Consider the following 25,996-nt stretch of genomic DNA (forward strand, 5'->3'; position numbering starts at 1 on the left):
CGTTGAATTCATTCAGCGTCAATTAGCGGCTCCCGCCGCATCTCGCCTCGATGAAAAAATCGCCTGCAGATTGGGGAGAATGATGAACTCTCCGCCCCTTTTCACCAGGCAGTTGATGTAATCGGCGCGCCAGCGCATGCCGACACTCGGCGGGGCCTCGCTCGCGGACTTTGCAAGCGTCGTCACCTCGTTCACCTTGTCGGTCCTGAGGCCGACGAGCGTCTGCTCGCCCTGCAGATCGATCTCGATGACGATGATGCGGCTGTCGATTGTCGCCTCCGCCGCTTCCATCCCGAAGGCGAGACGCAGATCGGCGAGCGGAATGACCTTGCCGCGAAAGTTGATGACGCTGGCGACGAAGGGCTGGCTGCCCGGCACCGCGGTCTCGGGAAGCAGGTCCAGGATTTCCTGGACGATGACCGCTTCCAGCGCGAAGGTTTCGCCGTTGAGATCGAAGGTCAGGACTTCGACTTCCTCGGCATAGTTCCAGTGATTGTCAAATCGTTCGGCTGCTGCTGTTGCACTCATCCTGCTACACGCAATTGCGCCTCCTGTTGCTGACCCGCGGCAACCAGGTGCCCGACGTCGAGAATGAGAGCGACGCTGCCGTCGCCGAGAATGGTGGCGCCCGAGAAGGTCGCGACGTTATTGTGCAGTTTCGACATCGACTTGATGACCGTCTGGTGGTCGCCGATGATCTGGTCGACGACGAGGCCGACGCGCTCTGTGCCTGTGGAGATAACGACGACCTTCTGATGCACATCGGGTTTTGTGCCGGTGCGGAAGAGGTCGCGCAGGCGCAGGAACGGCACCAGGCTGTCGCGCAGCGAGATGAAGCTGCGGCCGCGCGAACGAAGATCTTCCTCGAGCGACAGTTCGAGGCATTCCTCGACCGCCGAGAGCGGGATGACGTAGCGGCCGGAACCGACGCGCACCAGCAGGCCGTCGATGATGGCGAGCGTCAGCGGGATGCGCAGCGACACTTCCGAACCCTGTCCCGGCACGCTGACGATGTCGATCGCGCCGCGGAGCGCCTCGACCGTCTTCTTCACCACGTCCATGCCGACCCCGCGGCCGGACAGATTGGTGATCGCGGCTGCCGTCGAGAAGCCCGGGGCGAAGATCAGCTGCAGCAGCTCGGAGTCGGAAAGCGGCTGGCCGGGCTGGATAAGGCCGGAGGACTCCGCCTTGGCGCGCACCCGTTCACGATTGATGCCGCGGCCGTCGTCCCTGATCGAGATGATCACCTCGCCGCCGGCCTGGCGGGCCGAAAGCGTCACCGTGCCGGCTTCCGTCTTGCCGGAGGCAAGGCGGTCGGCGGGCGTTTCGAGGCCGTGATCGATCGAATTGCGCACCAGATGCACAAGCGGATCGGCCAGACGCTCGATGACGGTTTTGTCGACTTCGGTGCTCTCGCCGTCCGTCACCAGTTCGATCACCTTGCCGGTCTCGCGAGCGAGATCGTGAACGAGGCGGCGGAAGCGGGAGAACAGGGTGGCGACCGGCACCATGCGCAGCACCATCATCGTGTCGCGCAATTCGCCGGAGAGACGTTCGATTTCTTCCGAGACGGAGCGCAGTGCAATATTGGTGCTGGCGCTGGCGAGCTGGCTGAGGCGCGATTGCGCGATGACGAGCTCTCCGACGCGGTCCATCAGTTCGTCGAGACGTTCGGCCGGAACGCGGACATTCTCGGCCGCCTTCGCCTGGCTGACGGCGGCAGGCGCCTCACGCTTGGCCGGAACCGCCTCGACAGGACGGAACTCCGGGACGGTGGTTGGTGAAACGGCGGCCGCCGATGCTGCGACGACAGGGGCAGGTGCAACCTTTTCCTCGACCGGAGCGGCGGTTGCCGCTGCCGACGTGTCGATCTCCTCGACGCTGAGTTCCATATCATCGAGCACGAAGATGAAGACGTCGTCGATCGCCGAGCGGTCCTGCTCGCTGGTCAGCGTCACGTCCCAGGAAATGTGGAGTTCCGTCGGAGCCAGCGCGTTGAGGGGCGGAATGGCCGAGGTGTTGGCGCGCACGGTGCATTCGCCGAGATCGCGCAGCTCGTCCAGCAGGCCGAGCGGGTTGGTGCCGTTGGCCATCGAATTGGCGGGCAGGCTGAAGCGGATGCGCCAGCTGTTCTTCTTCTTCTTCGCCGCTGCGTCACGCACGGCTGCGGGTACGGAAACAGCGGCCGGCGCTGCTGCTGGCGCCGCTTCCTTGCCGCCGACGGCGGCTTGCAGCTGCGCCAGAAGCTTATGCCCGGTATCGCCATGATCGGCGTCCGGCTGGTCGACCAGAGCCCGCATGTGGTCCTGGGCGGCGAGAACGGCGGCGACGAGTTCACTGGTCGCCGCGACTTCGCCCTTGCGGACACGGTCGAAGGCCGTTTCGCAATGATGGGTGAAGGCGGCAAGCGCCTCGAAACCGAACATCGCGCCGGAGCCCTTGAGCGTGTGGAGGCCGCGAAACACGGCGTCGACGAGATCCTTATTGTCGAGCTGGTGGGTCAGGTCGAGAAGACCGGTCTCGATCGCTTCGAGGCATTCGGCGGCTTCGGTGCGGAATACGGCAACCGGATCGAGCGTACTCATCGTCCGAGAACCTTCTTCACGATCTTCACCAGGCTTTCCGGGTCGAACGGCTTGGTCAGCCAGCCCGTCGCGCCGGCGGCCTTGGCGCGCGCCTTGAGATCGGCGTCCGATTCCGTCGTCAGGAAGATGATCGGAACGCCGGCTTGCGCCGGCAGCTTGCGCAGTTCCTCGATCATCGTCAGCCCGTCCATGACAGGCATGTTGAGATCGGTCACGATCAGATCGAAGCTGCTGCCCTTGGCCGTCGCGAGGCCCTCTGCCCCATTGACCGCCTCGGTGACGCTATAGCCGGCATTGGTCAGCGTGACCTTGGTGGTCAGACGAATGCTGGCGGAATCGTCGACAGTCAGGATATTTGCACTCATAACGTCACCTCTTTATGCAACCAGAACTTTGCGTCTTCGTGATCGAAGGATTCGATGAAACCTGCGCGCTCAAGTACCTTCAGGACCGAGCCGCTGGCCGGCGAAGAAAGCTTGAACGTCTTTCCCTTGGCTTTTGCTTGGCGACGCGAGGATTCGATGAGTTGAACGAAACTCAGATCCGCTTCCGCGCCTTCGGGAATGCTGATGATGATTGTATCATTGCTATGAAATTCATCAGTAAACTTTGAATATAGTTCGGATACGTTTCGAATACTGAGCACGTCCGGCAAATTTATAGATTCACAATATTGTTTCGGAGTATCCAATGCAGCCTCCTGGGTCAGAAAAATACTTGATGACCCTAAAAGGACTCTCACGACAGCGTTAATGCAGAGTAAACAGCGGTTGTAGGAAACTGCCGTATAGCGCGTTCCGCGACTCCCAATTCTCATCCGGGATAAGTTGTATTTTTTCCTCAATATTTAGAAATAAATAAAGTAAAAACAGTATGTTGAATTGCACGACACGACAGTGACCTTTCACCGGCACTCCATCGACATCTTTCGTTAATCACAACGCTGGCGAGTCCCGCCGCGTTTACCGGACGTTTCCATCCTGCCCGTAAAAATAGAGTCGAATTGCCTGTATTTTAAGAAAAGGTATAAAAGTGGCACACGCTCTGGTATCATCGAACGCCGTAGCCTACACGTCGGGGCGGGACATCAGCCAGACCCTGGAATCTGCTCGTAGCCAGGTCGAGGAACGTTTCCTCGAAGGCGGCACCGTGCTGCTCTCGGTGATGGATGTCCTCAACCGTCTGTTGAACTCGCTCGAGAGTGTCACCACGACGCTCGACAACAAGGAGGCGAGCGACACCAGCGCCGATCTCCGCGCCACGGTGGAGAGCCTAATGGCGCTGCCCGTCACCGAGGAAAACCGGCAGCAGGCGCTCGTCTCGCTGGCGCATACCGGCAGAGAGCTGCGCAAGCACGTCGCCGACATGCAGGAGACGATGCGTTATCTCAGAACCTTCGCGGTGACCGTGAAGATTACCGGTGCCGGCCTTGCCGAATTCGCCGGCTTCGCCCAGGAGATCCTGGAGCGCATCTATTCCGGCACCGATGAGGTCAACCGTTTCGCCACGCACCTCGACAGTCTCGACAAGGAGGTCAAGCTCGCCGCCTCCTTTGGCGCCAGCGTTTCCAAGGGCTATGCCGATACTGTTCCGGCCGTCGCCGGAGCCCTGCGCGATGATGCCGCCAAGATCGCCGGACATCGCAAGGATCTCGGCGTCATCGCCCGCGAGGTCGGCGCAATTGCCCGCGCCGTCCAGAGCAAGGTCGCCTCGACCCTGTCTGCCCTGCAGATCGGCGACATCACCCGCCAGCGCATCGAGCATGTGCAGGCCACGTTTTCGCTGCTTGAAGACTTCTTTGCCGGCGAGGATGGCGCCAGACTCGACGCCGGCGCGCGTCAGCGCCTCCAGAACGTCATTCACCATCTGACAGCGGCGCAGATGAGCGACATGTGCGCAAATTTCCAGCGGGATTCCGAAAACGTCGTCAAGACGATCGCGAGTTTCGACCACGACATGCGGGAGATTCTCAAGCTGCGCGATCAGATGAGCGGTGAGAGTGGCGAGGCCGGCGGCAACTTCATGCGCGCGCTGGAATCCAGCGTCTCGGCCGCCCATGAAATCGTCAAGCAGGTCGATACGGCAAGCCGCCAGGCCGATCAGGTGAGCCAGTCGACGATCGGTACGGCGGCCAAGCTCTCCGAAGCAATCGGCAACATCCGCGCCGTCAAGACCGACATTCACTATATGGCTTTGAATACCAACCTGCGCTGCAGCCGGCTCGGCGAGGAAGGCAGGTCGATCAACGTCGTCACCGCCGAGCTGCGCATCTTCGCCGGCAAACTCGACGATTCCGCCGACGCCATCGTCAACGGCCTGCCCACGCTCGAAGCTGCGGCCGGGCGCGTCGCCCCCGCCACCGATGCCGGAGCCGGCAACCTCGGAGAAAGCCTGACCTCGGCCGTCGGCAACATCCGCTCTGCAGCCAATGTGATGGAAAACGAGCTGAAGGTGCTCGCCGAGAACGGTCGCGAGGTCGCCACCAAGATCAGCCTGCTGATCGGCAAGCTCGATTTCCAGCATAATCTGGGCGAAGTCCTTGCCGGCTGCGCCGATATGCTCGAAGGGGTCGCCGGCACCGATGTCGCCGATATCTCCGATCTCGCTGAGACGATCGCGCCGCTCGACCGCAAGATCTTCAAGCACTATACGATGGTCCAGGAGCGCAGCATTCATCGCGGTATCATTCCGGCGAGCGAGGACAGCACCTCCGCTCCCGCCGAAACCGCCAAAGCCGAAAACGATGAAGACCTCTTCGCCGATGCGCTTTTTTAGGTTGAAACGCCTGTCGTCGGCCGGGTCGACAAACGGCCGCTATCGCCGCCGGAACTTGTTGGCGGCGTCGATCGCCGCCTTCTGCTGGGTGTCCTCGATGCCGAGGTAGAAATCCTCGAGCGCCGGATCGGCGAGCCCGGCCCGGCGCGACAGCACGTACCACTTCGCCGCCTCGATCGGATTGGGCGCCGTGCCGATCGCATTGATATAGAGATGGGCGAGCTTGTTCTGCGCGGCGACATTGCCGCCATTGGCGGCAAGTTTCAGCCATTCGAAGCCCTTGACGTAATCCTTCGGCCCGCCGACGCCGTTGACGAGCCAGATGCCGAGATCGAGCTGGGCCGTGTCGAAGCCGGCGCGCGCCGCGCGCACCATCCATTCGCGCGCGAGCTTCTTCTTTTCTTCCGGCAGGTCCTTCAGCGTCGCATAGATCTGCGCAACGGCATATTGCGAATCGGCAATGCCCTGCTCGGCCGATTTCTCGTAGAATGGCAGCGCCAGCCTCAGTCCCTTCTCGCCGGGATTGTCGGCGATGAGAAGCTGTGCCCAGTTGAATTCCGCCGAAGGATTGCCGGCCTCGGCCGCCTTGTGCATGTAGTCGTCGGCCTTGACCTTGTCACGCGGCACGCCCTCGCCTTCCATCAGGATAAGCGCATATTTGAACATTGCCGCCGCATCGCCGCCTTCGGCCGCCTTGCCGTACCAGAAGGCAGCGTTCTTCACGTCCTTCTTGACGCCGAGGCCCTGCGAGAGGATTTCGCCGATCAGCGTCTGCGCCGCCGGATCGCCGAGCTGGGCGCGCGGCAGCGCCTTGTCCATTGCCGTCAGGTAATAGCCGCGTTGGAAGGCGCCGTAGGCCTCGTCAATCGGCCCCTTGTAATCCTTCTCCGGCGGCAGGTCCGGCAGCTTCGCGCCCATGCGGTCGAATACGCCGACGCCGTCGGAGGGTTGCACGCCCGGGCTGGAAGGCCGATCGGTGCGGAAGGTCGAAGCCGGCCCCGTGCCCGGCTGACTGATGACGCTGTCAGGCGCCTGCGCCAAGGCAATATTCGGCCCGGCCGCAAGGAAGGCGGCCATGCCGGCGAGGAGATATTTCAAATGACGGGCGGGCGGGATCGGCATGAGCGCGATTTCAATCCTCAAACCGTGGCGCTTTTTCGTCAAGCAACGCATTGATCTCGGCAACGACGGACGGCGCCCGGGCGGGCTCGCCGAAAACCGCCAGCCGCATCGCCACGAACTCCGCTCCGGTCTCGGCGACGGCAAGCGCCGAGGCCGGATCGGTGCCGCCCATGACGATGCAGGGGATCTCGATCATCGAGGCCCACCATTCGGCGAGCGCCAGGTTCTTCGGATGCGCCTCCGGCTTGATGTCGCCGTCGAGCTTGCCGAAGAAGATATAGTCCGGCCTGACTTCGCCGATCTCCAGCGCATGGTGCCGGTCGGCCGCGTTGCCGCCGCCGACGATCAGCTTCGGCGCATGTTTGTCGATCGCCTCCGAAAGGGCCTCCGCATTGCCGGAAAGGTGCAGGCCGTCGGCCTTCGCCCGGCCTGCGACACGGCTGTCGCCTGCAATCAGCGCGGCGGCGCCAGCGCCCTGGATCAACGGCACCAGCTTTTCGGCATGTTTCTGGAAGGTGCCGTCGTCGAGCCCGTATTGCGGCACGATCACCGAAGCGACATCGCCGCCCTTGAGCGCGTCGGCGACGATCTTTGCCTGTTCATCGGCATCGGCGATATCGGCTACGATGAGCACAAGGCGGCAGCGGTTTTCCGGTTCGGTCATGGGGTCTTTCCGTTTCCTGCGAATTCCCCTTCGAAATGAGGGATCCGCACTCGTTTTGTGTGAGTAGTTCCGTTAGACGAGGCTTGCAAGAGGAGGACGTCGAAAGCATGCCGCAGGATTTGTTATTCTACTACGCCGCCGTGCCCGCCGTTCTGCTGGTGGGCCTCGCAAAGGGCGGCATGGGCGACGCTTTGTCGCTGATCGGCTTGCCCTTCCTCGCCCTTGTCGTCTCGCCGGTCGAGGCGGCGGCCATCCTGCTACCGATCCTGGTTTTCATGGACATGATCTCGCTCGTCATCTGGCGCAAGCATGGCGACTGGACGACGCTGAAGATCATGCTGCCCGGCGCCTTCACCGGCATTGCGCTGGGCTGGGCGACCTCGGCTCTGGTTCCGGGCAACTTGCTGCGCATCGTTATCGGCGCGGTGACCATCCTCTTCTGCCTGCGCTATTTCTGGAGCAATTTCGGCCCGGGCGCCGGCAAGGTGATCCCGCCGCGCAGCCAGCGGCCGGTAGCCGCCAGCCTCTGGGGAACATTTTCCGGTTATGGCAGCTTCGTCGCCCATGCCGGCGGTGCGCCCTTCCAGATCTATGCCCTGCCGCTCAAATTGCAGCCACGCGAATATACCGGCACCAGCGTGCGCTTCTTCGCGATCCTCAACGCTGTCAAGCTGATCCCCTATTTCGCGCTCGGCCAGCTCGGCACCCAGAACCTTGCGACCTCCGCAACGCTTCTGCCCTTTGCTCCGCTCGCCACCATTGCCGGCGCCTGGTGCGTGCGCCGCATGAGGCCACAGATCTTCTATCCCTTCATCTATACAATGGCGCTGATCGCCGCCTTCCTGATCGTGCGCGAGGGCCTTGGCTGGTAAGAGGCCCTACAGCGCCGCTGCACTTCGCATTGCTGCAATTCGCTGCAATGCACAATTTCCTTGCTGGCGCGGCCGGTTTGACGTAGCGTTGCTGCCATGTCGAACACCGACCCTTTCTCTGCGATTGCCGATCCGAACCGGCGGTTTCTGCTGGAGGAATTGCGTCGCGCGCCACGGACGGTCAATGAGCTCGCCGAAGGCCTGCCGATCAGCCGTCCAGCTGTTTCACAGCACCTGAAGGCGCTTCTCGACAGCAATCTCGTTTCCGTGACCTCGGAAGGCACCAAACGCATCTACACGGTCAATAACCGCGGCTTCGACAAGCTCAATTTGTGGCTGGATCAGTTCTGGGCCTGATGCAGGTTCCCATAAGATCTGGGGATACGATGCGAATCATAAGAACGCGATGTGGGACGTGACAGACCCAAAAGCGCCAGCCACGATGCCGGATGCATCGGACTGGCGCAAATATGGTGTCAAATCACCGGTTCTTGCAAATTTTTGGCGGAATGGATGGATTTACCTTGTTGCGCAAGATGATCGCCCGGCGACCCTTGGGAAGATTAGTGGACGGATGACTTAAGACGCTGAATCTCGTCCTTGATGCGCAACTTGCGGCGCTTGCATTCGGCAAGCTCCGTATCCGAAATAGAGGGAGATGTTCTGAGCGCGTGCAACTCCTCCTCGAGAGCGACATGCTTTTTCTGGAGTGACTCAAGATGAGCTTGAACAGTCATATGACCCTTCCTTCCTCTTACCCTCCCCGGCCAACATCGTCGGGGATCAAGGTGTCAACGGGCGGGACTGTGACATATTTTTGAAGGCTTGTCGAAGGCCAAAAGATGAAGACTGGATGGCAATTTCATGATCAAGACTAACTAGCCGTTACCTGTATTTGATGATAGGAGCTTGCGGAAATCATCGCCAGATCGGACAAGGTCCAAGGACGATAACGGGGAATGCATATGGCCGATCAGGAACAGGCGGAAATCAGGCTCATAGTGGCGCGCCTGCGCCAGGAGCACGAAGATTTCGACGCCGCGATCAACGCCATGATCCAGACCGGATGCGACGCTCTGCGGATCCAGCGCATGAAAAAGAAGAAGCTCGTTATCAAGGACAGGCTCTCCAAGCTGGAAGATCAGATCATCCCTGACATCATCGCCTGAGAGGGAATAACAGCAACGATGACAGACAGACCACCCGTCGCCATCATCATGGGCAGCCAGTCCGACTGGGAGACCATGAAAAACGCCGCCGACACGCTGGAGGCGCTGGAAATTCCCTATGACGCGCGCATCATTTCGGCCCACCGCACAGTCGACCGGCTAGTCAATTTCGCCAAGGGCGCACGCGCGGAGGGCTTCAAGGTCATCATCGCCGGCGCCGGCGGCGCCGCCCACCTGCCGGGTATGACCGCCGCGATGACGCCGCTGCCGGTCTTCGGCGTGCCGGTCCAGTCGAAAGCCCTGTCCGGCCAGGACAGCCTCCTTTCCATCGTGCAGATGCCGGCCGGTATTCCTGTCGGTACGCTCGCCATCGGCAAGGCCGGCGCAGTCAACGCCGCCCTTCTCGCCGCCGCCGTGCTTGCCCTTTCCGACGAAGAAATCGCCGACCGGCTCGACGAATGGCGCGAGCGCCAGAGTGCTGCCGTCGCCGAATACCCGATGGACGATCTATGACGGCACGAACGATCGGCATTATCGGCGGCGGCCAGCTCGGCCGCATGCTGGCCATTGCCGCCGCCAGGTTGAATTTTCGCACGGTCATCCTCGAGCCGCAGGCAGACTGCCCGGCCGCCCAGCTCACCAACCGGCAGATTACCGCCGCCTATGACGATCCCTCGGCACTGGCCGAACTCGCCGATATCTGCGACGTCGTCACCTACGAATTCGAGAACGTGCCCGTCGCAGCCGCCGAAACGCTGTCGGCGAGCGTGTCTGTCTATCCGCCGCCGAAGGCGCTGGAAGCCGCCCAGGACCGCCTCGTCGAGAAACGCTTTCTCAATGGCTGCGGCATATCAACTGCCCGCTTCCATGCGATCGACAGCCAGGCCGATCTCGAGGCGGCACTGAAGGATTTCGGCGGCCAGGGCGTGCTGAAGACCCGCCGTCTCGGTTATGACGGCAAGGGCCAGAAGGTTTTCCGCTCGGCCGCAGACAGCCCGGATGGCGCCTATGCAGCACTTGGCGGCGTGCCGCTCATCCTCGAAAGCTTCGTTGCCTTCGAGCGCGAAGTCTCGATCATCGCCGCCCGCGCCACCGACGGTACGGTCGTCTGCTTCGATCCCGCCGAGAATGTCCACCGCAACGGCATCCTCCACACCTCGACGGTTCCCGCTGCGATCGCTGCGCCGGCGGCGGACGCCGCGCGCCAATCGGCCGAGAAAATCCTTGCCGCGTTGAACTATGTCGGCGTCATCGGCATCGAATTCTTCGTGCTTGCCGATGGCGGCCTGGTCGCCAACGAGATGGCGCCACGTGTCCACAACTCCGGTCACTGGACGGAAGCCGCCTGCGTCGTCAGCCAGTTCGAGCAGCATATCCGCGCCGTTGCCGGCCTGCCGCTCGGCAATGCCGAGCGCCATTCCGACTGCGTCATGCAGAACCTGATCGGCGACGATATCCTTGCCGTTCCCGACTGGTTGCGGCGCCCCGACACGCTGGTTCATCTCTATGGCAAGACCGAGTGGCGCCCCGGCCGCAAGATGGGTCATGTCACCACCTTGACGCCCAAATCGCCGGTTTTGGCCTGAGAAAACACCCTTATGCCTTGGGAAAAACACCTTCATGTGGTTGACACGGAAAAGGTGACGAGGTATCTGCTCCCCCACCTAAACAGCGCGCCCGATGGCGCGCTTTTGATTGTTAAAGATACGGGCGAATGTGAATTCCCCCATAGAGATCGCGGATCAGAAAAATGAAGATCAAGAATTCGCTCAAGTCGCTCAAGGCTCGTCACCGTGACAACCGTCTGGTTCGCCGCAAGGGCCGCATGTACATCATCAACAAGCTGAACCCGCGCTTCAAGGCTCGTCAGGGCTGATTTCGCGCGTCCGGATCGCCCTGTCGCGTGAGCTTGCGCCGGCAGATATATCCGGTGGGTCGCTGCGGTGATCACGTCAAATTTGTTTGATCTTCGGCGCTGGCGGGCTAATATGCCCGCCATGCGCTTTTTTGCTTTGACATCAGCGGCGCTGCCGCTCGCCCTCATTTTCCTCACCTCCTCCTTTCCGGCCGCCGCCGCGGAACAGCCGGCGGCTGCCGCGAAAAAGGACGTCATCGTCGAGCAGGCGGATGCCCACAATGCGCCGAAGCAGCACCTCGACCAACTCTTCAGCCAGCTGAAGCGTGAACGCGATCCCGAAAAGGCCAGCGGCATCGCCAATGAAATCCGCATGGAATGGAACGATTCCGGCAGTGCCACCGTCAATCTGCTGATGCAGTGGGCCGACAAGGCGATCGAGGAAAAGCGCAACCCCGCGGCCCTCGATTTCCTCGACGAGGCGATCGCGCTGAAGCCCGATTATGCCGAAAGCTGGAACCGCCGCGCCACGCTGAATTTCGTCATGGGAAACTATCGCAAGTCGATGTCCGACATCGAACGTGTGCTCGATCTCGAGCCGCGCCATTTCGGCGCGCTCTCCGGCATGGCGGCGATCCTCAGCAATTCCGGTAACGACCAGCTGACCTTGAAGGCGTGGGAGCGTTTTCTCGATATCTATCCCGCCGAACGCACCGCACAGGAACAGGCCAACACGCTTGCGGAAAAACTTGCCGGCAACCGCACCTGATTCCCGGTCAGCGATCTTGACGTCGGATCACGCTGCACAATTTTAGAATAGAGAGGGAACGATGTGGCGGTTGTCAGCCGCAGGACGTCCCGCAATTATCGCTCGTTGAGATCATGCTTGCAGAAGTTTCCGCTCTTCTCGCCCCGCTTGCCGCCGCCATCGGTTACTCCACTTATAAGGCGCGGCAATTCGAACACGCCTATCCGAATATCGGCGAACTGACGGATGTCGGCGGCTACCGCATGAATGCCGTCCACGTCGAGCGTCCCGAAAATGCGGATCTGCCGGCGCTGGTCTTCATTCACGGCGCCAGCGGCAATCTGCTCGACCAGGTCGTTGCCTTCCGCGCCGCACTCGAAGGCCGGGCGGAAATGCTGTTCGTCGATCGTCCCGGTCATGGCTATTCCGAACGCGGCGGCCCTGAGAACGCCGTCCCCTCCGGCCAGGCAGATGCAATCGCCAGGCTGATGGAGAAGCGTGGCATCGGGAAAGCGATCATCGTCGGCCATTCCTTCGGCGGCGCGATCACCGCCGCCTTCGGCCTGCGCCATCCTGACAAGACCGCCGGCCTGCTCTTCCTCGCGCCCGCCACCCATCCATGGCCGGGCGGCATCGACTGGTACTATCATGTGGCAACCGTACCGATCGTCGGCTGGCTCTTCAACCACGCGATCGTCGTGCCGCTCGGGCTCAGCCGGCTGGAGCGAGGCACGCTGAATGTCTTCCGCCCCAATCCTCGCCCGGCCGATTACATCGAAAAAACCGGTCCGTCGCTGGCGCTGCGCCCCAGCGCCTTCCACAACAACGCCAACGATTTCAAACGACTGCTTGCCTATGTGAAGGAGCAGTCGCTGCTCTATTCGCAGATCACCGCGCCGACTGTCATCATAACGGGCGACCGCGACGAGATCGTCTGGGAACACCTGCACTCGCGCGGCCTTGCCCGCGATATATCAGGCTCGGAGCTCATTACCGTCAGCGGCGTCGGCCACAAGCCGGATTACCTCGCAACCGATGTCGCCATCGCCGCCATGGAGAAGATATCAGGCAAGCCGCGCGACCTGCAGGCGATCGCCCGCAAGGCCGAAGCGAGGCTTGCCGCCACCTCACGCGATCGGACGGCCGCAACCTCGCCGTCGTTGAGGCCCGGCGCCCTGCACGGCGTATGACCTCTCCGGCTTGGATTTCCGGTCGGCGACAGCCTGAAGCCTAGCTCACGCGCTGAGACGCACACCCCCGTCACAGGTGATGACGTGGCCGCTCATGAAGCCGTTTCCAATCAGGAAGGCAATCGCCTCTGCAATATCCTCCGGCTTGCCGACACGGCCGACCGGCGTGCGGCCGGCGAAATCCGCAAAAACGCTCCTGCGCTGCTCGGGCGGCAGGAAACTCCACCACGGCGTATCGACGACCCCAGGCGAAACGCCGTTGACGCGCAGCGGCTTCAGTTCGGCGGCAAGCACCGGCACCATCGCCTCGATGCCGGCATTGACGGCCGCAAGCCCAGCCGTGCCGGGCATCGCAGCTTGCGCGCTGACCGCCGAAACGAAGGTGATGCTGCCGCCCGGCTGCAGCAACGGCAGCGCCGCCTGAGCAGCCGCAGCATGCGGAATGAGCTTGGTCTGGAACCCGGCAAGCAGATCCGCCATGTCGAGCGTCGCAAAAGGTCCGGCGCCGTGACCGCTGCCCATCGCCAACACGAGATGACCGAATGCGCCAACCCCAGCAAAAGCCTCCCCAAGGTCGGAAAGCTCAGCCGCATCGAGGACGAGGCTGCGCAGATCGCCATCGAGCGATGCCTTCGCCGCCGCAAGTTTTTCGCCGTCACGGCCTGCAATGGTGACCGTATATCCCTGTTTCAAAAGTAATTTCGCCGTGGCAAGGCCGATGCCGGAAGAACCGCCGATGACGACCACATGCTGCAAAGACATGATGCTGCTCCTTGAATTGATCGAGCCGCAGACGCTTCAACCACCTGCGACACCGGCATCATGCGCGGCCCGGAAACGGTAAACAGTTCCGGTTTTATCCTGGTATCGATACTGATATGATTGCCGCCATGGACCAGAGATCCGACACATTCGAAGCCCGCCGCCGTGAATTCGCAGCCTTCCTGCGCTCCCGTCGCGAGCGGCTGACGCCCTGCGAGGTTGGCCTGCCGGAGGGGTTTCGCCGGCGCACGCCGGGTCTCCGCCGCGAGGAGCTCGCCATGCTCGCCGGCGTCGGCACCACCTGGTACACCTGGCTGGAACAAGGCCGCGACATCAGGCCCTCCATGCAGGTGCTCAACGCCCTTGCCGATGCGCTGCGCCTCGACGAGGCTGAGCGCCGGCATCTCTTCACCCTCAACAATCGCCAAGCGCCGCAGCCAGTCTCATCCGCACCCGAATGTGTCGACGAGCCGCTGCAACGCATGCTCGCCAACCTGACCCATCAACCGGCTTATGTACTTGGCCGCCGGTGGGACGTGCTCGCCTGGAACCGTGCCGCCGAGGTGCTGTTCGGCGGTTACGACACACTCAACCGCGACGAGCGCAATACCATGCATCGCCTCTTTGCCGACCCCGCGCATCGCAAGCTGCTCGTCGACTGGGAAGCCGTTGCCCGCGTATCGCTGGCGATGTTTCGCGCCGACAGTGCGCGTTATGCCGGCGATCCGGATTTCGACCGGCTGATCGCGCTGCTGAAACAAGCAAGCCCTGAATTTCGTGATTGGTGGCAGCGCCATGAGGTCGTCAACCCGCTATCCGGCATCAAGCGCATCAACCATCCCGTCAAGGGCCGCATGTCCTTCGAACATACCGGCCTGACACTGACCAGTCGGCCGGAGATGAAGCTCATCGTCTATACGCCCCTCGATGACGACGACACCAACCGGAAACTCGCCGAACTGCTGACGCTCTAGATTTTGTTTTTACGTAAGTCGTCGCCGCAAACTCGCGACATACTTTGCGCGACATGTTTTAAAGCCAATCCCTTGCATTGCCTCGGGCTGTCGCAGCCCCATATGTTTTTCCATCATTGTCCATAGGAGGGGAAATCATGGGCCGCCTGCATATCGGGACGATCTCCGTCATATCAGCATTGTCGCTGAGCCTGACCTCGGCTTTCGCCGCCTCGCCTGCGCCCGTCGAAGCCGAGCACGGCATGGTGGTCACCGCCCAGCATCTGGCGACCGATGTCGGCGTCGAGGTGCTGAAAAGCGGCGGCAACGCGGTCGATGCGGCAGTTGCCGTCGGTTATGCATTGGCAGTCGTCTATCCCGCGGCCGGCAATCTCGGCGGCGGCGGCTTCATGACCATCCGCCTGAAGGACGGCACGAAGACCTTCCTCGATTTTCGCGAACGTGCACCGCTTGCCGCAACGAAGACCATGTATCTGGATGCCACGGGCGATATCGTGCCACGCGCCAGCCTCGACGGTTATCTTGCCGTCGGCGTGCCGGGCTCCGTCATGGGCTTCGAGACCGCGCGCGAGAAATACGGCACCAAATCGCGCCAGGATCTGATCGCGCCGGCACTTCGCTTCGCCAAAGAGGGTTTCACGCTGGAACAGGGCGACGCCGCAAGTTTCGCCGGCAACGCCAAGCGCCTCGCCAAGGATGAGGCGGCGGCAAAGATATTCCTGAAACCTGATGGTAAACCCTATGCATCCGGCGAAAAACTCCAGCAGCCAGACCTTGCTTCGGTCCTCTCAGGCATCTCCGAAAAAGGCCCCGACGCCTTCTACAAGGCCGCGCCCGCCGAGGCGATCGTCAAGGCGAGCCAGGCCAAGGGCGGCATCCTCGCCAAGGAGGATTTCGAGCAATATGCCGTGCGCGAATTGAAGCCGATCGAGTGCAATTACCGCGGCTACGACATCATCTCCTCGCCGCCGCCTTCTTCCGGTGGCGTCATCATCTGCGAGATCCTCAATGTTCTCGAAGGCTATCCACTCTCCTATCTCGGCTATAACTCGGCCGAAACCGTGCACCTCATGGTCGAGGCGATGCGCTATGCCTATGTCGACCGCAATGCAGCACTCGGTGATCCCGACTTCGTCGAGAACCCGGTCACAAAACTCCTCGACAAGAAGTATGCCCTGGAAATTGCTGCCAAGATCGACCCCTACAAGGCCGGCGCCTCGGCGAATCTCAAACCGCTCGGCGGCAAGGAGAGCACCGAGACGACGCATTATTCGATCATCGACGACGCGGGCAACGCGGTTGCCGTCACCTATACGCTGAACGGCTCCTTCGGCGCCGGCGTCGTTGCGCCGGGTACCGGCGTCCTGCTCAACAACGAGATGGACGATTTCACCTCCAAGCCCGGCGTGCCGAACCTCTACGGGCTGGTGCAGGGCGAAGCCAATGCCATTGCCCCGAAGAAGACGCCGCTCTCCTCGATGAGCCCGACCATCGTCACCCGGGACGGCAAGCCCTTCATGGTGATCGGCAGCCCCGGCGGCTCGCGCATCATCACCATCACGCTGGAGGCGATCCTCAACGTCGTCGATTTCGGCATGGATATCAGCCAGGCGGTCAACGCCCCGCGTCTCCACCACCAATGGCAGCCCGACAAGGTCTTTCTCGAACCCTATGCGCTTTCGCCCGATACCGAAAAGACGCTCGCCGCCATGGGCTACAGCTTCGATGGCGGCAATGACGCGCCGCAATGGGGCCAGGCCGCCGGCATCCTCGTCGGTGGCAAAAGCCTTGCTGCCATCGAAAAGGGCGGCGGCGCCCGCTACAACGGCGCCATGGATAGCCGCGCAGCGGAAGGGTCGGCAAGCGGTTACTGACGCTTCGGGGATCGCATGATAAAACAGTCGGCGGAAACGTAACGCGGCTCGAGAAGCAGCGGTGGCACCATTCATGTCACCGTGACAAAGTCGCCGTTCACAATTGGCCTGCCGCGCCCTATGCATGGGCGAACCCGCAAGCAGAAAGATTCCCGAATGGCCAGCATTGAAATGATTGTCGCAGCCCGCGCCCGTCTGCGCGGTCATGCAAGGCGCACGCCGCTTCTCTCCTCCCCTTTCCTCGATGAGATCGCCGGCCGGCGTCTGTTCGTGAAAGCGGAATGTCTGCAGCATTCCGGCTCGTTCAAGTTTCGCGGCGGCTGGTCGGCCGTCTCCGGCCTCGATGCTGCGGTACGCTCGAAGGGCGTTATCGCCTTCTCCTCCGGCAACCACGCCCAAGGCGTTGCGCTTGCGGCCAAGCTGCACAATATCCCCTCCGTCATCATCATGCCGAGCGATGCGCCGAAGCTGAAGATCGCCAACACCCGCGCCTTCGGCGCTGAAGTGGTGCTCTACGACCGCGTCAACGAGGATCGTGACGAGATCGGCGCGAGACTTTCGGCCGAGCGCGGCCTGACGCTGATCAAGCCCTTCGACGAACCGCTTGTCATCGCCGGCCAGGGCACGACCGGTCTCGAAATTTCCGAGCAGGCTGGGGAGGAAGGTGTGACATCAGCCGAAGTCCTCGTTCCCTGCGGCGGCGGCGGATTGACCTCCGGCATCGCGCTCGCCCTTGAGGCCAGTTCCCCCGGCTTTCGTGTCCGCCCCTGCGAGCCCAGGGATTTCGACGACACGACCCGCTCGCTCGCCTCCGGCAAGATCGAACGCAACGCGACGGTTTCGGGCTCGATCTGCGATGCGATCGTTACGCCGCAGCCGGGCAACATCACCTTCCCGATCCTCAAGCGCCTCGCCGGCGCCGGCATCGTCGTCACCGACGAGGAGGCGCTGCGCGCCATGGCGCTCGCCTTCACACGGCTAAAGATCGTCGTCGAGCCCGGCGGCGCCGTGGCGCTTGCCGCCGCCCTCTTCCATGGCGATGCCCTGGAAAGCGACACGGTCGTCGTGGTCACCTCCGGCGGCAATGTCGATTCCGATATTTTCGCCATGGCTCTGGAACGTTTCGGCTGAACATCGTGCAAGTGAACGCGGTCGACCATCCGCAGCCGCCGCCGCGGATGGTTTCTATCTTTTATAATTACGCGACCTTGTAGCGTTTCGCCGGCGCGGTGCGTGAGAGGTTCGGCATCAATGCCTGACGCGCCTGCTCGTAGGCGGCAAGCAGGCCTGCATCCTCAAGCGAGGGGATCGTTGCAAATTCGCCCTGCTCAAGACCTGCGAGCGATGCATCGACCATATTTTCTGCCGACATCACGATCTCATTCGGCAAATGTTCGACCGGCGTGCCGGCGATGTCCCAGAATTCCGTGGCGGTGGCGCCGGGCAGCACCGCCTGCACGCGGATGTTCTTCTCCGCCAGTTCGTGCTTCAGCGACTGGCTGAAGGCGAGCACGAAGGCTTTCGTACCGCCGTAAACGCCGTTCAGCAGCTCCGGCGCGATCGCGACGATGGACGCAATATTGATGATCGTGCCGCCGCCGCGTGCGACGAACCCCGGCACGGCGGCATAGGTCAGCCGCGTCAGCGCCGTGACGTTGAGCTCGATCATCTCCTGCATCTTTTCGACATCGGCGGAAAGCAGCGGCGCCGTTCCACCGACACCGGCATTGTTGACCAGAAGCGTGATGCTCCGGTCATCCTTCAACACCCCTTCGATGCGGCCGAGATCGGCCCGGTTGCCGAGATCGGCAACGACAGTCTCGACCGTCCGGCCGGTCTCATCGGTCAGCCGGCTTGCCAGCGCCTTCAGCCGCTCGCCGTTGCGGGCAACGAGGATGAGATCGTAACCCTGCTTTGCCAGCCTGTGGGCATAAATTGCGCCGATACCCGACGATGCGCCGGTCACCAGCGCCGTACCCTTATGGTCCTGTGTCATGATCCGTCTCCTTGCATGCGCGCCAGCCCGATGCCTTGCGCTTGAGGAAAGTCTTACCCCCAATTGCGAATGTCCTGAATGTCATATATACCACCTTTCAGGACATCCTCTTGCCAGAACGTGATGGTCATGCAGCAAATCGGCTTTCTTGTTTATCCCGGCTTCCAAATCATGAGCCTGGCGGCCGTCTCGGCCTTCGAGTTCGCCAATATCGAACTCGAGGAAAAGGTTTACGAGGTCCGCTATCTCTCCGAACACGGCGGGCCGATTACCAATTCGCTTGGCATGGTGATGGAGACGGAGGCCTTTGGGGACCCGGCCCTCGACACGCTGATCGTGGCGGGAGCGCCCGGTATCAGGCTGCCGAATGCGGCGGAAACCGACTTCATCCGCACCGCCCTGTCCGCCACACGTCGCCTGGCGTCGATCTGCACCGGCGCCTTCTTTCTTGCCGAAGCCGGCATCCTCGACGGCCGCCGCGCGACGACGCACTGGTATGTCTCTCGCGAGCTGCAAAGCCGCTATCCCAAGATAAAGATGGAAGAGGACCGGATATTCATCATCGACGGTTCCATCTGGACCTCGGCAGGCATGACGGCCGGTCTCGACCTGGCTTTGGCGATGGTCGAGAAGGATCACGGCTTCGAGGTAGCGCGCGCCGTTTCCCGCATGCTCGTCGTCTATCATCGCCGCTCCGGCGGCCAGTCGCAGTTTTCCGCCCTGCTGGAGTTGGAGCCCAAATCAGACCGGATTCAGAAGGCGCTCGCCCACGCCCGCAGCAATCTGAAATCGACGCTTTCGGTCGAGGAGCTGGCGGAAGCCGCCCATCTCAGCCCCCGCCAGTTCAGCCGCGCCTTCCGCGCCGAAACCGGGCAATCGCCGGCCAAGGCCGTCGAGAACCTGCGGCTGGAAGCGGCCCGCCTGATGATGGAGCAGGGCCGCCACCCGATCGACGTCGTCGCCCGCGAAACCGGCTTTACCGATCGCGAGCGTATGCGCCGCGCCTTCCTTCGCGCCTTTGGCCAGCCGCCCCAGGCAATTCGACGCGCCGCCGTGCAGGAACAGCAGATGTGATGCACCCGGCCTGCTGCTAATTCCTTAAATCGGATTCGATTTAAGGATAAAATTATGCAGCAATTCAAAGTGCTACAGCGTCCTTAGCGCGTCTGAAGCGACGCGCGGCGCTGTAGGCGGCCGGATGCATCCTGTGCCGACGAGTGCTCCTGAAGCGCCCGGCGGATCGCGATCTCGACTGGCGAATAGGCGCCGTCCTCCCGTTCAAGCAGAAGAGGTTCGGAAGGTGCAAGGCCGGGCTGCGCCATGAAACGCGGCTCCTTGCCGCGATGCATCTGCGCTGCATGGATGAGGAACGGATGGCACAGATAGACCGTGCCCGCCAAGCCCGTCGCTAACGCCAACGGCCGGTCTTCCCCGACATGCTCCAGCCAGAGATGCGCCATGCCCGCTTCCCCTGCTGGCGCCAGAAGGCGGGCGATATCCTTGTGCGAACCGACGCGGATACGGGTCGGCGCATCCTCTTGCCCCACATCCGAAAACAGGAAGAGCATCAGCAGCGCCCGCCCGTGCGAGGTGATGTTCACCCGCCAGGCGGAAAAGTCCCGCTGCTCACCCGGATTGGAATCCTCGCCGGGAAAGCTCAGATCGACATGCCAACCGGCATCGCCGGGATCATCGGGATGGGGAAAGCGGACCGGGAAGCTGCCAAGCCCACTGCGTGGCTCCCAGCGACCCTTGCCGACGAGCTGATCGAAGGCCGAATGCAATACCGGCGTGTTGACGGCTTTCTCGAACGGCCCGCCGCCATAACCGGCAAGCCGCACGACGGGCTGCGTCCACGTCCTTGGATCATCCGCAGCGAAGGGAATATCGCGCCACATGATGGCACGGGCTTCCTCGGCCAATGCGCGGGGAAAAGCGTCGTCGATCCTGACGAAACCGTCCTCGATGAATTGCTCGATCTGCGCAGCACTCAGTGCCGCCGGATAAACATCTGATGTCATGAAATATCTCTCTATCGCCAAACCTACCGGCTCTTTCCTTGGCCAGATGCAGGGTGGTTACATCCACGGCAACGCGCCAACCACGAAGGCTGGTCAGCGGCCGCATCTTCTAATGCCCGAAGGCAGAGCCTTAGAGGCTCAAGAAGAAGACCGAAGCGATATTGAGGGTGAACGTCTTCATAGCGGTTCGAGGCTACAGGCTTGCGCCCGAAGGGTCAATGCGGAGATGTCAAGCCAACACCTCGCGCAGCGCACCCTGCACGGACTGAAGCACGAGCTCGGCAAGCCGGGCCGCAGCCGGTTGCGGTTCGGCTTCCGCCCGATGCAGGACCAGACCGAGCTTGGGCAAATCCGGTAAGCCGATGGTCTCCGGCGCGAGCGGCCGGACCTTCGCCGGCAGGCCGATCGGCGTGCGGATGGTGAGACCGAGGCCTGCCGCCGTCGCGGCCCAGAGACCGCCGAGACTGGGACTAACGAAGGCGAGCCGCCAGGAGATGCCCGCCTCATCCAGCGCCTTGGTCGCGGCGCTGCGTAACAGACACGGCGCCTCCAGCGAAGCGAGCGGCATCGGCTCACCGCTTGCGGCTTGCCAGGCCGGCTGCCCCTCGGAAGGTCCGATCCAGCGCATCGGCACTTCGCCGATCCGCTCGCAATGCGCCGTCAGCGTGCCGTCACTCCAGGCAAGCGCCAGATCGAGCTTGCCCGATGTGACGCGCTCGAGCAGTTCGGCATTGCGCACCACCCGCGCTTCGATCCGGACCTTCGGATGAGCGCGCGCAAAGCGACCGAGCACATCCGGCAGCAGGCTCTCGCCGAAATCCTCCTGCAGGCCGAGCCGCACCCAGCCTTCCAGCTCGACGCTGTTGACGGCGGCAGCCGCCTCGTCGTTGAGTTCCAGCAGCCGCCTGGCATAACCAAGCATCGTCTCGCCGGCATCGGTCAGCGCCAGTCCGCGCCCCGCCTTACGGAAGATCGGCGTGCCCGCCTGCTCCTCCAACTTCTTCAGCTGTGCACTCACTGCCGAGGTCGAACGCCCAAGCCGCTCGGCCGCCTTGGCGAAGTTGCCGAGTTCCATGCCGGTCGAAAAGGTTCGAAGCACATCGAGATCGAAGATCGTCCGTCGCATAATATAGTCCCAATTTTCAGGATCATTGATCCATAAAATTCTGATTTTCAGCATCATCGTGCCGTGCGATGGTTCTGCTGTCAAGGCCGATCGACGGCCTGAACCATGGAGATTCCGATGCCCTTCGTTCGCATTTCCCTTCGCAAAGGCAAGTCGCCGGACTACCTCATGGCACTGGCCGACAACATCCAGCGCGCCCTGGTCGAGACTTTCGACGTGCCCGAAAACGATCGTTTCCAGGCCATCCATCAGCATGACGGGAACGAATTGATCTTCGACCGCAGCTATCTCGCCGGCCTGCGCTCGGACGACTTCGTCTATATCTCGATCACGATCGGCAGGCCTCGCACCGGCGAGATGAAGGCGGCGCTCTATCGGCGGCTCGCCGATCTCCTGGCGCAATCGCCGGGCCTCCGGCCTGAGGATGTGATGATCGTCATCAGCACCAGCGCACCGGAAGACTGGTCCTTCGGCAATGGCATTGCCCAGATGACCGACCCAGACTGGTGGCTTCGTGTGGCTGGAGGCCGGCAATGAGCGCGTCGAACCCGAAGACCATGACTGTTAAACGCCCCGGCAAGGCAATCCGCTCGCCGGAGGGCGTCGTGACTGCGCCCTTCTGGGTCGAGATGCTGCTCGAAGGCAGCGCCGATGGCGAGAACACCGCGATGCGGGCGACGCTCGATCCCGGCACCATCACCCGTTGGCACACGCATCCCAGGGGTCAGTTGCTCTATGTGCTTTCGGGGCTTGGGTTGGCGCAGAACGATGGCGGCCCGATCGAAACATTGCGTACCGGCGATGCCGTCTGGTTTGCGCCCGGGGAGCGCCACTGGCATGGCGCGGCCGATGACAGCCCCTTCAGCTATATCAGCGTCCAGCCGACGGAAAACGGCAGCGTCGTCGAATGGCTGCAGCCGGTGGAGAGACGGTCATGATCGCCATGCAGTACAGCTTCACCCTGCCCACCGATTACGACATGTCGATCATCGACCGCCGCATCCGCGACAAGGGGCCGATGCTCGACGGCTTTCCCAATCTCGGCTTCAAAGCCTATCTCAGCGCCCGCAAGGGCGAGTTCGGCAGTCGCGACAATCTCTATGCGCCCTTCTATCTCTGGCAGCAGCCGGAAGGAGCGAGCGACTTCCTTTGTGGTCCGGGCTTCGAGACACTGACCGGTGCCTTCGGCTGGCCGCGGGTGAGGACTTGGATCGTCTGGCGGTCGGAAGTCTCATCCGACATCGCCGCAGCCAGGTTCGCCACACGCGATATCCTGCAAACCGAGCCCTACGCACCGCTCGCCGACATTCGCCGCGTCGAAAGCGTGGCGGCCGAAGCCGACCTGGCGACAGGCGGCGCACTCGCCTCCGTCTCCGGCTTCGAACCGACGACCTGGACGCGGGTACGCTTCAGACTGTGGCGAGAAATTCCCGAGATCGGCGAGCAGACGCAGGCCTATCGCGTCGGCCATCTATCCCTGGCTCGACCCTAACCTCAAACGGTTGCCCGGCGATAGAAGGCCAGCGAGCCGGCGAGCGCCAGCAGCGCGCCACCGCAGGCCCGCTCTAACCACATGGCGCCTGAGGTTTTCAGGAAACGCACCGCCTGCGAACCGAAGAAGGCGTAGCCGAACATGATGAGGAAATCGAGCGCGGCAAAGACAAGGGCGAGCAGCATATATTGCGTCGCCTGCGGCATGGTCGGATCGATGAATTGGGGCAGGAAGGCCGAGAAGAACAGGTAGCCCTTCGGATTGGTCGCCGCGACCATGAAACTCTTCAGTCCGATCGAGAAGGGCGATGTCGCACTCGCAGGCGCTCCGGACTTCAACGCCGCATCGATCGTGCCCTTCGAACGCAGCAGCATGATGCCGAGAAAAGCGAGATAGGCGGCACCCGCCCATTTCAGCATCGAGAACCAGAATTCCGATGCAGCGAGCAGCGCACCGAGCCCGATCGCGACGGCGCCGATCAGCACGAAATCGGACAGCACCGCGCCGATCATGCCGGCAACTGCGCGGCGCAGACCGTGCCGAGAGCCGTTGGTCAGCGCCAACAGCACTGTCGGCCCCGGAGTCGCGATACCAACGAAGGAAACGGCCGCAAAAGCCAGAAGCGTGACGATATCCATGATGCTCCTCCGAACCCAGGGAAGCGAAACTTGCACGCACCGCAGCCCTTGGCAATACCGCCCCATCAACGAACAAGCCCGCCGCCTCTTCAGGCAGCGGGCGTTCGAAGAGATGCGATCGGATCAGACGCCGCTCTGGCCGTCGGAGCCGATATAGGCGATGCGGATCATGTTGGTGGCGCCGGGCGTGCCGAGCGGCACACCGGCCGAGATGATGATGCGGTCGCCCGGCTTGCCGAAGCCTTCGTCGGCGACGATCCGGCAGGCGCGGTTGACCATGTCGTCGAGATCGGTCGCGTCATGGGTGACGACGCAATGCAGGCCCCAGACGACGGCAAGACGGCGCGCCGTCTTGATGATCGGCGACAGCGCCAGGATCGGCACCTGCGGACGCTCGCGCGAGGCACGAAGGCCTGTGGTGCCCGACGAGGTGTAACAGACGATCGCCGACAGCTTCAGCGTTTCGGCGATCTGACGGGCGGCCAGCGAGATCGCATCGGCACCGGTCGCTTCCGGCTGGGCACGCTGGGCATAGATGATGCCGGGATAATGCGGCTCGCGCTCGATGGCGGTGGCAATCGACGCCATCGTCGTGACAGCTTCGACGGGATAGTCGCCCGAGGCCGATTCGGCCGAGAGCATGACGGCATCCGCACCTTCGAAGACGGCGGTCGCGACGTCGGAAACTTCGGCGCGTGTCGGCACCGGCGCGGAGATCATCGATTCCAACATCTGCGTGGCAACGACCACCGGCTTGCCCGAACGACGGCAGGCGCGGATCAGCTGCTTCTGGATACCGGGAACCGATTCGAGCGGCATTTCGACGCCGAGATCGCCGCGCGCGACCATCAATGCATCGGAAAGTTCGATAATTTCCTCGATGCGCTCGAGAGCCTGCGGCTTTTCGATCTTCGACATCAGGCCGACGCGGCCACGGGCGATCTTGCGCACTTCGGCAAGGTCGTCGGGACGCTGGACGAAGGAAAGCGCCACCCAGTCGACATCGTCGGTGGCAAGCACTGCGTCGAGATCGGCGCGATCCTTGTCCGTCAGCGCGCCGACGCCGAGCAGCGTGTCGGGAAGGCTGACGCCCTTGCGGTCGGAGATGCGCGTGCCCGAAATAACAGTCGTGACGATGCTCTTGCCGTCGCATTTTTCTGCGCGCAGGGCGAGCTTGCCGTCATCGATCAGCAGACGGTGGCCGGGCTGTACCGACTCCAGGATCTCGGGGTGCGGCAGATAGACGCGGTTCTGGTCGCCGAGGGCTTCGTTGTTGTCGAGCGTGAAGGTCTGGCCGGGCTTCAGATCCACCTTGCCGTCGACGAACTTGCCGACACGCAGTTTCGGTCCCTGCAGGTCGGCGAGAATGCCGATCGGCCGGCCGGAGCGCGCCTCGACCGAGCGGATGCGCTGGATGAGCATACGCATCATGTCGTGGCTCGCATGGCTCATATTGATGCGGAAGACATCGGCACCAGCCTGGTGCAGCTTCTCGATCATCGATTCCTCGGAGGAGGCTGGCCCGAGGGTGGCGAGGATTTTAACTTTGCGATTACGCTTCATCAATTCTGGCTTTCTTGCGTCCCTGGGGTGTCGGAGAGTTGAACCATCCAGCTACCCTGGCGGCCCGTATCATATTCCTTGAATCCCATCTTCTGGTAACCGCGGGCATAACAATCCTGCACACCCGAGATCTTGAATTCATTTTCCGCCACGCACATCTGCACGTCACCCGTCCATCGTCCTCCCCGGGCGGCGTCCTCTGCGTAGAGGTAATAATAACGCGACTGCAATTCTCCCTCGATCAGCGTGGCGCAGGTCGTTGCCGGCACCTGCCACCAGCCCTCCGTCACCCAGCCATCCTTGGCCCGGTATCCGATCGCAACGCCGACGAGATTCTGTGTTCCGTTGCAGACGCGAAAATCGGCGCGTGCGGCATCTGCGATGAAAAACGGCATGGCGGCTGCAAGAGCGAACAGAGCGAGACGGACCAGCGGTCCGGACCGCGTGAGGAAACTTGGCGCGGCTTGGATCAACACGGCTCCCAAATAGCTCCACGGTTATTCGTATCCGTGTCTTCTTGCGCCGCCGTCAAGCGAAAGTCAACGCAATGCTAATCGATTATATTTCCTT

The 25,996-nt window shown here is 62.2% G+C and carries 30 protein-coding genes; 16 read left to right on the plus strand and 14 right to left on the minus strand.

The genetic code is table 11. The features are described from left to right. Positions 1-18 precede the first annotated feature (18 nt). The 4 genes from HX899_RS04990 to HX899_RS05005 are packed head-to-tail and all read right to left on the minus strand — an operon-like array spanning position 19 to position 3,276. Entirely contained in the window at positions 19-528 is a 510-nt protein-coding gene (locus HX899_RS04990) for a chemotaxis protein CheW (protein ID WP_003542822.1), read from the minus strand. Next, positions 525-2,585 carry a chemotaxis protein CheA gene (locus HX899_RS04995; protein ID WP_181291766.1) on the minus strand — a complete coding sequence of 687 codons (2,061 nt, stop codon included), beginning with the start codon at positions 2,583-2,585 and terminating at the stop codon, positions 525-527. Before HX899_RS04995 ends, HX899_RS04990 begins: the two co-directional genes overlap by 4 nt. Beyond that, complete coding sequence (locus HX899_RS05000; protein WP_003552634.1) at positions 2,582-2,950, minus strand: response regulator; 369 nt, start codon at positions 2,948-2,950, stop codon at positions 2,582-2,584. Before HX899_RS05000 ends, HX899_RS04995 begins: the two co-directional genes overlap by 4 nt. Beyond that, complete coding sequence (locus tag HX899_RS05005; RefSeq protein ID WP_181291767.1) at positions 2,947-3,276, minus strand: STAS domain-containing protein; 330 nt, start codon at positions 3,274-3,276, stop codon at positions 2,947-2,949. Before HX899_RS05005 ends, HX899_RS05000 begins: the two co-directional genes overlap by 4 nt. Before the next feature lie 341 nt (positions 3,277-3,617). On the opposite strand from HX899_RS05005, the gene HX899_RS05010 reads away from it, so the two are divergent. Further along, on the plus strand, positions 3,618-5,360 hold the full coding sequence (locus HX899_RS05010; protein WP_138333394.1) for a chemotaxis protein: 1,743 nt from the start codon (positions 3,618-3,620) through the stop codon (positions 5,358-5,360). Between the two features lie 39 nt (positions 5,361-5,399). Here HX899_RS05010 and HX899_RS05015 read toward each other — a convergent pair whose 3' ends face one another. Both HX899_RS05015 and HX899_RS05020 read right to left on the minus strand, forming a co-directional pair. Next, positions 5,400-6,482: a tetratricopeptide repeat protein gene (locus tag HX899_RS05015; protein ID WP_138333393.1), complete on the minus strand. Its 1,083-nt coding sequence runs from the start codon at positions 6,480-6,482 to the stop codon at positions 5,400-5,402. Positions 6,483-6,492: 10 nt separating this feature from the next. Then, a complete protein-coding gene (locus HX899_RS05020) occupies positions 6,493-7,146 on the minus strand; it encodes a thiamine phosphate synthase (protein ID WP_171600631.1) in 654 nt (217 codons plus the stop codon). Between the two features lie 107 nt (positions 7,147-7,253). Here HX899_RS05020 and HX899_RS05025 point away from each other — a divergent pair, with 107 nt between their 5' ends. After that, positions 7,254-8,018: a sulfite exporter TauE/SafE family protein gene (locus HX899_RS05025; protein WP_138390531.1), complete on the plus strand. Its 765-nt coding sequence runs from the start codon at positions 7,254-7,256 to the stop codon at positions 8,016-8,018. Positions 8,019-8,114: 96 nt separating this feature from the next. Continuing rightward, entirely contained in the window at positions 8,115-8,375 is a 261-nt protein-coding gene (locus HX899_RS05030) for a helix-turn-helix transcriptional regulator (RefSeq protein ID WP_003542830.1), read from the plus strand. 206 nt (positions 8,376-8,581) lie between these two features. On the opposite strand, the gene HX899_RS05035 is transcribed toward HX899_RS05030, so the two are convergent. Continuing rightward, the gene (locus HX899_RS05035; protein ID WP_003542831.1) at positions 8,582-8,755 is read right to left on the minus strand and encodes a YdcH family protein; all 174 of its coding nucleotides are present in this window, start codon (positions 8,753-8,755) and stop codon (positions 8,582-8,584) included. 228 nt (positions 8,756-8,983) lie between these two features. Here HX899_RS05035 and HX899_RS05040 point away from each other — a divergent pair, with 228 nt between their 5' ends. The 6 genes from HX899_RS05040 to HX899_RS05065 all read left to right on the plus strand — a co-directional run bounded on the left by HX899_RS05040 (position 8,984) and on the right by HX899_RS05065 (position 12,980). Further along, positions 8,984-9,187 carry a YdcH family protein gene (locus HX899_RS05040; protein WP_003542832.1) on the plus strand — a complete coding sequence of 68 codons (204 nt, stop codon included), beginning with the start codon at positions 8,984-8,986 and terminating at the stop codon, positions 9,185-9,187. An 18-nt stretch (positions 9,188-9,205) separates the two neighbouring features. After that, positions 9,206-9,700 (plus strand): 5-(carboxyamino)imidazole ribonucleotide mutase, encoded by a 495-nt coding sequence (gene purE, locus HX899_RS05045; RefSeq protein ID WP_011653459.1) that lies wholly within the window; start codon positions 9,206-9,208, stop codon positions 9,698-9,700. Further along, a complete protein-coding gene (locus HX899_RS05050) occupies positions 9,697-10,773 on the plus strand; it encodes a 5-(carboxyamino)imidazole ribonucleotide synthase (protein ID WP_138333392.1) in 1,077 nt (358 codons plus the stop codon). The genes purE and HX899_RS05050 overlap by 4 nt, the downstream gene beginning before the upstream one ends. Positions 10,774-10,937: 164 nt before the next feature. After that, positions 10,938-11,063, plus strand: a complete 126-nt coding sequence (ykgO, locus tag HX899_RS05055) for a type B 50S ribosomal protein L36 (RefSeq protein ID WP_003542835.1) — start codon at positions 10,938-10,940, stop codon at positions 11,061-11,063. Between the two features lie 112 nt (positions 11,064-11,175). Then, complete coding sequence (locus HX899_RS05060) at positions 11,176-11,811, plus strand: hypothetical protein (RefSeq protein WP_062941522.1); 636 nt, start codon at positions 11,176-11,178, stop codon at positions 11,809-11,811. Positions 11,812-11,924: 113 nt separating this feature from the next. Beyond that, positions 11,925-12,980, plus strand: coding sequence for an alpha/beta fold hydrolase (locus tag HX899_RS05065; protein WP_181291768.1), 1,056 nt, complete (start codon positions 11,925-11,927; stop codon positions 12,978-12,980). A 45-nt stretch (positions 12,981-13,025) separates the two neighbouring features. Here HX899_RS05065 and HX899_RS05070 read toward each other — a convergent pair whose 3' ends face one another. Then, positions 13,026-13,742, minus strand: a complete 717-nt coding sequence (locus tag HX899_RS05070) for an SDR family oxidoreductase (protein WP_138333388.1) — start codon at positions 13,740-13,742, stop codon at positions 13,026-13,028. Between the two features lie 116 nt (positions 13,743-13,858). On the opposite strand from HX899_RS05070, the gene HX899_RS05075 reads away from it, so the two are divergent. The 3 genes from HX899_RS05075 to HX899_RS05085 all read left to right on the plus strand — a co-directional run bounded on the left by HX899_RS05075 (position 13,859) and on the right by HX899_RS05085 (position 17,721). Then, positions 13,859-14,716, plus strand: a complete 858-nt coding sequence (locus HX899_RS05075) for a helix-turn-helix transcriptional regulator (RefSeq protein WP_181291769.1) — start codon at positions 13,859-13,861, stop codon at positions 14,714-14,716. Positions 14,717-14,853: 137 nt separating this feature from the next. Next, positions 14,854-16,590, plus strand: a complete 1,737-nt coding sequence (gene ggt, locus HX899_RS05080) for a gamma-glutamyltransferase (protein ID WP_181291770.1) — start codon at positions 14,854-14,856, stop codon at positions 16,588-16,590. Between the two features lie 156 nt (positions 16,591-16,746). Then, positions 16,747-17,721, plus strand: a complete 975-nt coding sequence (locus HX899_RS05085; protein WP_181291771.1) for a threonine/serine dehydratase — start codon at positions 16,747-16,749, stop codon at positions 17,719-17,721. A gap of 67 nt (positions 17,722-17,788) precedes the next feature. Here the strand turns inward: HX899_RS05085 and HX899_RS05090 are convergent, their stop codons facing one another. Continuing rightward, positions 17,789-18,586, minus strand: a complete 798-nt coding sequence (locus HX899_RS05090; RefSeq protein WP_138333383.1) for an SDR family oxidoreductase — start codon at positions 18,584-18,586, stop codon at positions 17,789-17,791. Positions 18,587-18,715: 129 nt separating this feature from the next. Here HX899_RS05090 and HX899_RS05095 point away from each other — a divergent pair, with 129 nt between their 5' ends. Beyond that, positions 18,716-19,660, plus strand: coding sequence for a GlxA family transcriptional regulator (locus HX899_RS05095; RefSeq protein WP_138333382.1), 945 nt, complete (start codon positions 18,716-18,718; stop codon positions 19,658-19,660). A gap of 83 nt (positions 19,661-19,743) precedes the next feature. On the opposite strand, the gene HX899_RS05100 is transcribed toward HX899_RS05095, so the two are convergent. Further along, complete coding sequence (locus HX899_RS05100) at positions 19,744-20,607, minus strand: phytanoyl-CoA dioxygenase family protein (RefSeq protein WP_173862975.1); 864 nt, start codon at positions 20,605-20,607, stop codon at positions 19,744-19,746. Between the two features lie 229 nt (positions 20,608-20,836). Beyond that, positions 20,837-21,733: a LysR substrate-binding domain-containing protein gene (locus HX899_RS05105; RefSeq protein ID WP_138333381.1), complete on the minus strand. Its 897-nt coding sequence runs from the start codon at positions 21,731-21,733 to the stop codon at positions 20,837-20,839. A 117-nt stretch (positions 21,734-21,850) separates the two neighbouring features. Here HX899_RS05105 and HX899_RS05110 point away from each other — a divergent pair, with 117 nt between their 5' ends. Genes HX899_RS05110 through HX899_RS05120 form a run of 3 tightly spaced genes read left to right on the plus strand, consistent with a single transcriptional unit; the run spans position 21,851 to position 23,225 of the window. Beyond that, the gene (locus tag HX899_RS05110) at positions 21,851-22,270 is read left to right on the plus strand and encodes a tautomerase family protein (protein ID WP_181291772.1); all 420 of its coding nucleotides are present in this window, start codon (positions 21,851-21,853) and stop codon (positions 22,268-22,270) included. Then, positions 22,267-22,671: a cupin domain-containing protein gene (locus HX899_RS05115; RefSeq protein WP_180196157.1), complete on the plus strand. Its 405-nt coding sequence runs from the start codon at positions 22,267-22,269 to the stop codon at positions 22,669-22,671. Before HX899_RS05110 ends, HX899_RS05115 begins: the two co-directional genes overlap by 4 nt. Then, positions 22,668-23,225, plus strand: a complete 558-nt coding sequence (locus tag HX899_RS05120; protein WP_138390542.1) for a DUF4865 family protein — start codon at positions 22,668-22,670, stop codon at positions 23,223-23,225. The genes HX899_RS05115 and HX899_RS05120 overlap by 4 nt, the downstream gene beginning before the upstream one ends. A 2-nt stretch (positions 23,226-23,227) precedes the next feature. On the opposite strand, the gene HX899_RS05125 is transcribed toward HX899_RS05120, so the two are convergent. From HX899_RS05125 to HX899_RS05135, 3 genes are all read right to left on the minus strand, one after another. After that, positions 23,228-23,863, minus strand: coding sequence for a LysE family translocator (locus HX899_RS05125; RefSeq protein ID WP_138333377.1), 636 nt, complete (start codon positions 23,861-23,863; stop codon positions 23,228-23,230). Between the two features lie 123 nt (positions 23,864-23,986). After that, on the minus strand, positions 23,987-25,426 hold the full coding sequence (pyk, locus tag HX899_RS05130) for a pyruvate kinase (protein WP_003542849.1): 1,440 nt from the start codon (positions 25,424-25,426) through the stop codon (positions 23,987-23,989). Beyond that, a complete protein-coding gene (locus tag HX899_RS05135; protein WP_011653476.1) occupies positions 25,426-25,911 on the minus strand; it encodes a DUF1036 domain-containing protein in 486 nt (161 codons plus the stop codon). The genes pyk and HX899_RS05135 overlap by 1 nt, the downstream gene beginning before the upstream one ends. Between the last annotated feature and the right edge of the window lie 85 nt (positions 25,912-25,996).

The sequence above is a fragment of the Rhizobium sp. WYCCWR 11146 genome (assembly GCF_013591995.1).
In the GTDB taxonomy this organism is placed as follows: domain Bacteria; phylum Pseudomonadota; class Alphaproteobacteria; order Rhizobiales; family Rhizobiaceae; genus Rhizobium; species Rhizobium indicum.

Excerpts from the sequence above, each read along its gene's own strand:
- HX899_RS04990 (WP_003542822.1), bottom strand. The coding sequence starts at position 528 with ATGAGTGCAACAGCAGCAGCCGAACGATTTGACAATCACTGGAACTAT.
- HX899_RS04995 (WP_181291766.1), bottom strand. The coding sequence starts at position 2,585 with ATGAGTACGCTCGATCCGGTTGCCGTATTCCGCACCGAAGCCGCCGAA.
- HX899_RS05000 (WP_003552634.1), bottom strand. The coding sequence starts at position 2,950 with ATGAGTGCAAATATCCTGACTGTCGACGATTCCGCCAGCATTCGTCTG.
- HX899_RS05015 (WP_138333393.1), bottom strand. The coding sequence starts at position 6,482 with ATGCCGATCCCGCCCGCCCGTCATTTGAAATATCTCCTCGCCGGCATG.
- HX899_RS05020 (WP_171600631.1), bottom strand. The coding sequence starts at position 7,146 with ATGACCGAACCGGAAAACCGCTGCCGCCTTGTGCTCATCGTAGCCGAT.
- HX899_RS05025 (WP_138390531.1), top strand. The coding sequence starts at position 7,254 with ATGCCGCAGGATTTGTTATTCTACTACGCCGCCGTGCCCGCCGTTCTG.
- HX899_RS05030 (WP_003542830.1), top strand. The coding sequence starts at position 8,115 with ATGTCGAACACCGACCCTTTCTCTGCGATTGCCGATCCGAACCGGCGG.
- HX899_RS05035 (WP_003542831.1), bottom strand. The coding sequence starts at position 8,755 with ATGACTGTTCAAGCTCATCTTGAGTCACTCCAGAAAAAGCATGTCGCT.
- HX899_RS05040 (WP_003542832.1), top strand. The coding sequence starts at position 8,984 with ATGGCCGATCAGGAACAGGCGGAAATCAGGCTCATAGTGGCGCGCCTG.
- purE (WP_011653459.1), top strand. The coding sequence starts at position 9,206 with ATGACAGACAGACCACCCGTCGCCATCATCATGGGCAGCCAGTCCGAC.
- HX899_RS05050 (WP_138333392.1), top strand. The coding sequence starts at position 9,697 with ATGACGGCACGAACGATCGGCATTATCGGCGGCGGCCAGCTCGGCCGC.
- ykgO (WP_003542835.1), top strand. The coding sequence starts at position 10,938 with ATGAAGATCAAGAATTCGCTCAAGTCGCTCAAGGCTCGTCACCGTGAC.
- HX899_RS05060 (WP_062941522.1), top strand. The coding sequence starts at position 11,176 with ATGCCCGCCATGCGCTTTTTTGCTTTGACATCAGCGGCGCTGCCGCTC.
- HX899_RS05065 (WP_181291768.1), top strand. The coding sequence starts at position 11,925 with ATGCTTGCAGAAGTTTCCGCTCTTCTCGCCCCGCTTGCCGCCGCCATC.
- HX899_RS05070 (WP_138333388.1), bottom strand. The coding sequence starts at position 13,742 with ATGTCTTTGCAGCATGTGGTCGTCATCGGCGGTTCTTCCGGCATCGGC.
- HX899_RS05075 (WP_181291769.1), top strand. The coding sequence starts at position 13,859 with ATGATTGCCGCCATGGACCAGAGATCCGACACATTCGAAGCCCGCCGC.
- ggt (WP_181291770.1), top strand. The coding sequence starts at position 14,854 with ATGGGCCGCCTGCATATCGGGACGATCTCCGTCATATCAGCATTGTCG.
- HX899_RS05085 (WP_181291771.1), top strand. The coding sequence starts at position 16,747 with ATGGCCAGCATTGAAATGATTGTCGCAGCCCGCGCCCGTCTGCGCGGT.
- HX899_RS05090 (WP_138333383.1), bottom strand. The coding sequence starts at position 18,586 with ATGACACAGGACCATAAGGGTACGGCGCTGGTGACCGGCGCATCGTCG.
- HX899_RS05095 (WP_138333382.1), top strand. The coding sequence starts at position 18,716 with ATGCAGCAAATCGGCTTTCTTGTTTATCCCGGCTTCCAAATCATGAGC.
- HX899_RS05100 (WP_173862975.1), bottom strand. The coding sequence starts at position 20,607 with ATGACATCAGATGTTTATCCGGCGGCACTGAGTGCTGCGCAGATCGAG.
- HX899_RS05105 (WP_138333381.1), bottom strand. The coding sequence starts at position 21,733 with ATGCGACGGACGATCTTCGATCTCGATGTGCTTCGAACCTTTTCGACC.
- HX899_RS05110 (WP_181291772.1), top strand. The coding sequence starts at position 21,851 with ATGCCCTTCGTTCGCATTTCCCTTCGCAAAGGCAAGTCGCCGGACTAC.
- HX899_RS05115 (WP_180196157.1), top strand. The coding sequence starts at position 22,267 with ATGAGCGCGTCGAACCCGAAGACCATGACTGTTAAACGCCCCGGCAAG.
- HX899_RS05120 (WP_138390542.1), top strand. The coding sequence starts at position 22,668 with ATGATCGCCATGCAGTACAGCTTCACCCTGCCCACCGATTACGACATG.
- HX899_RS05125 (WP_138333377.1), bottom strand. The coding sequence starts at position 23,863 with ATGGATATCGTCACGCTTCTGGCTTTTGCGGCCGTTTCCTTCGTTGGT.
- pyk (WP_003542849.1), bottom strand. The coding sequence starts at position 25,426 with ATGAAGCGTAATCGCAAAGTTAAAATCCTCGCCACCCTCGGGCCAGCC.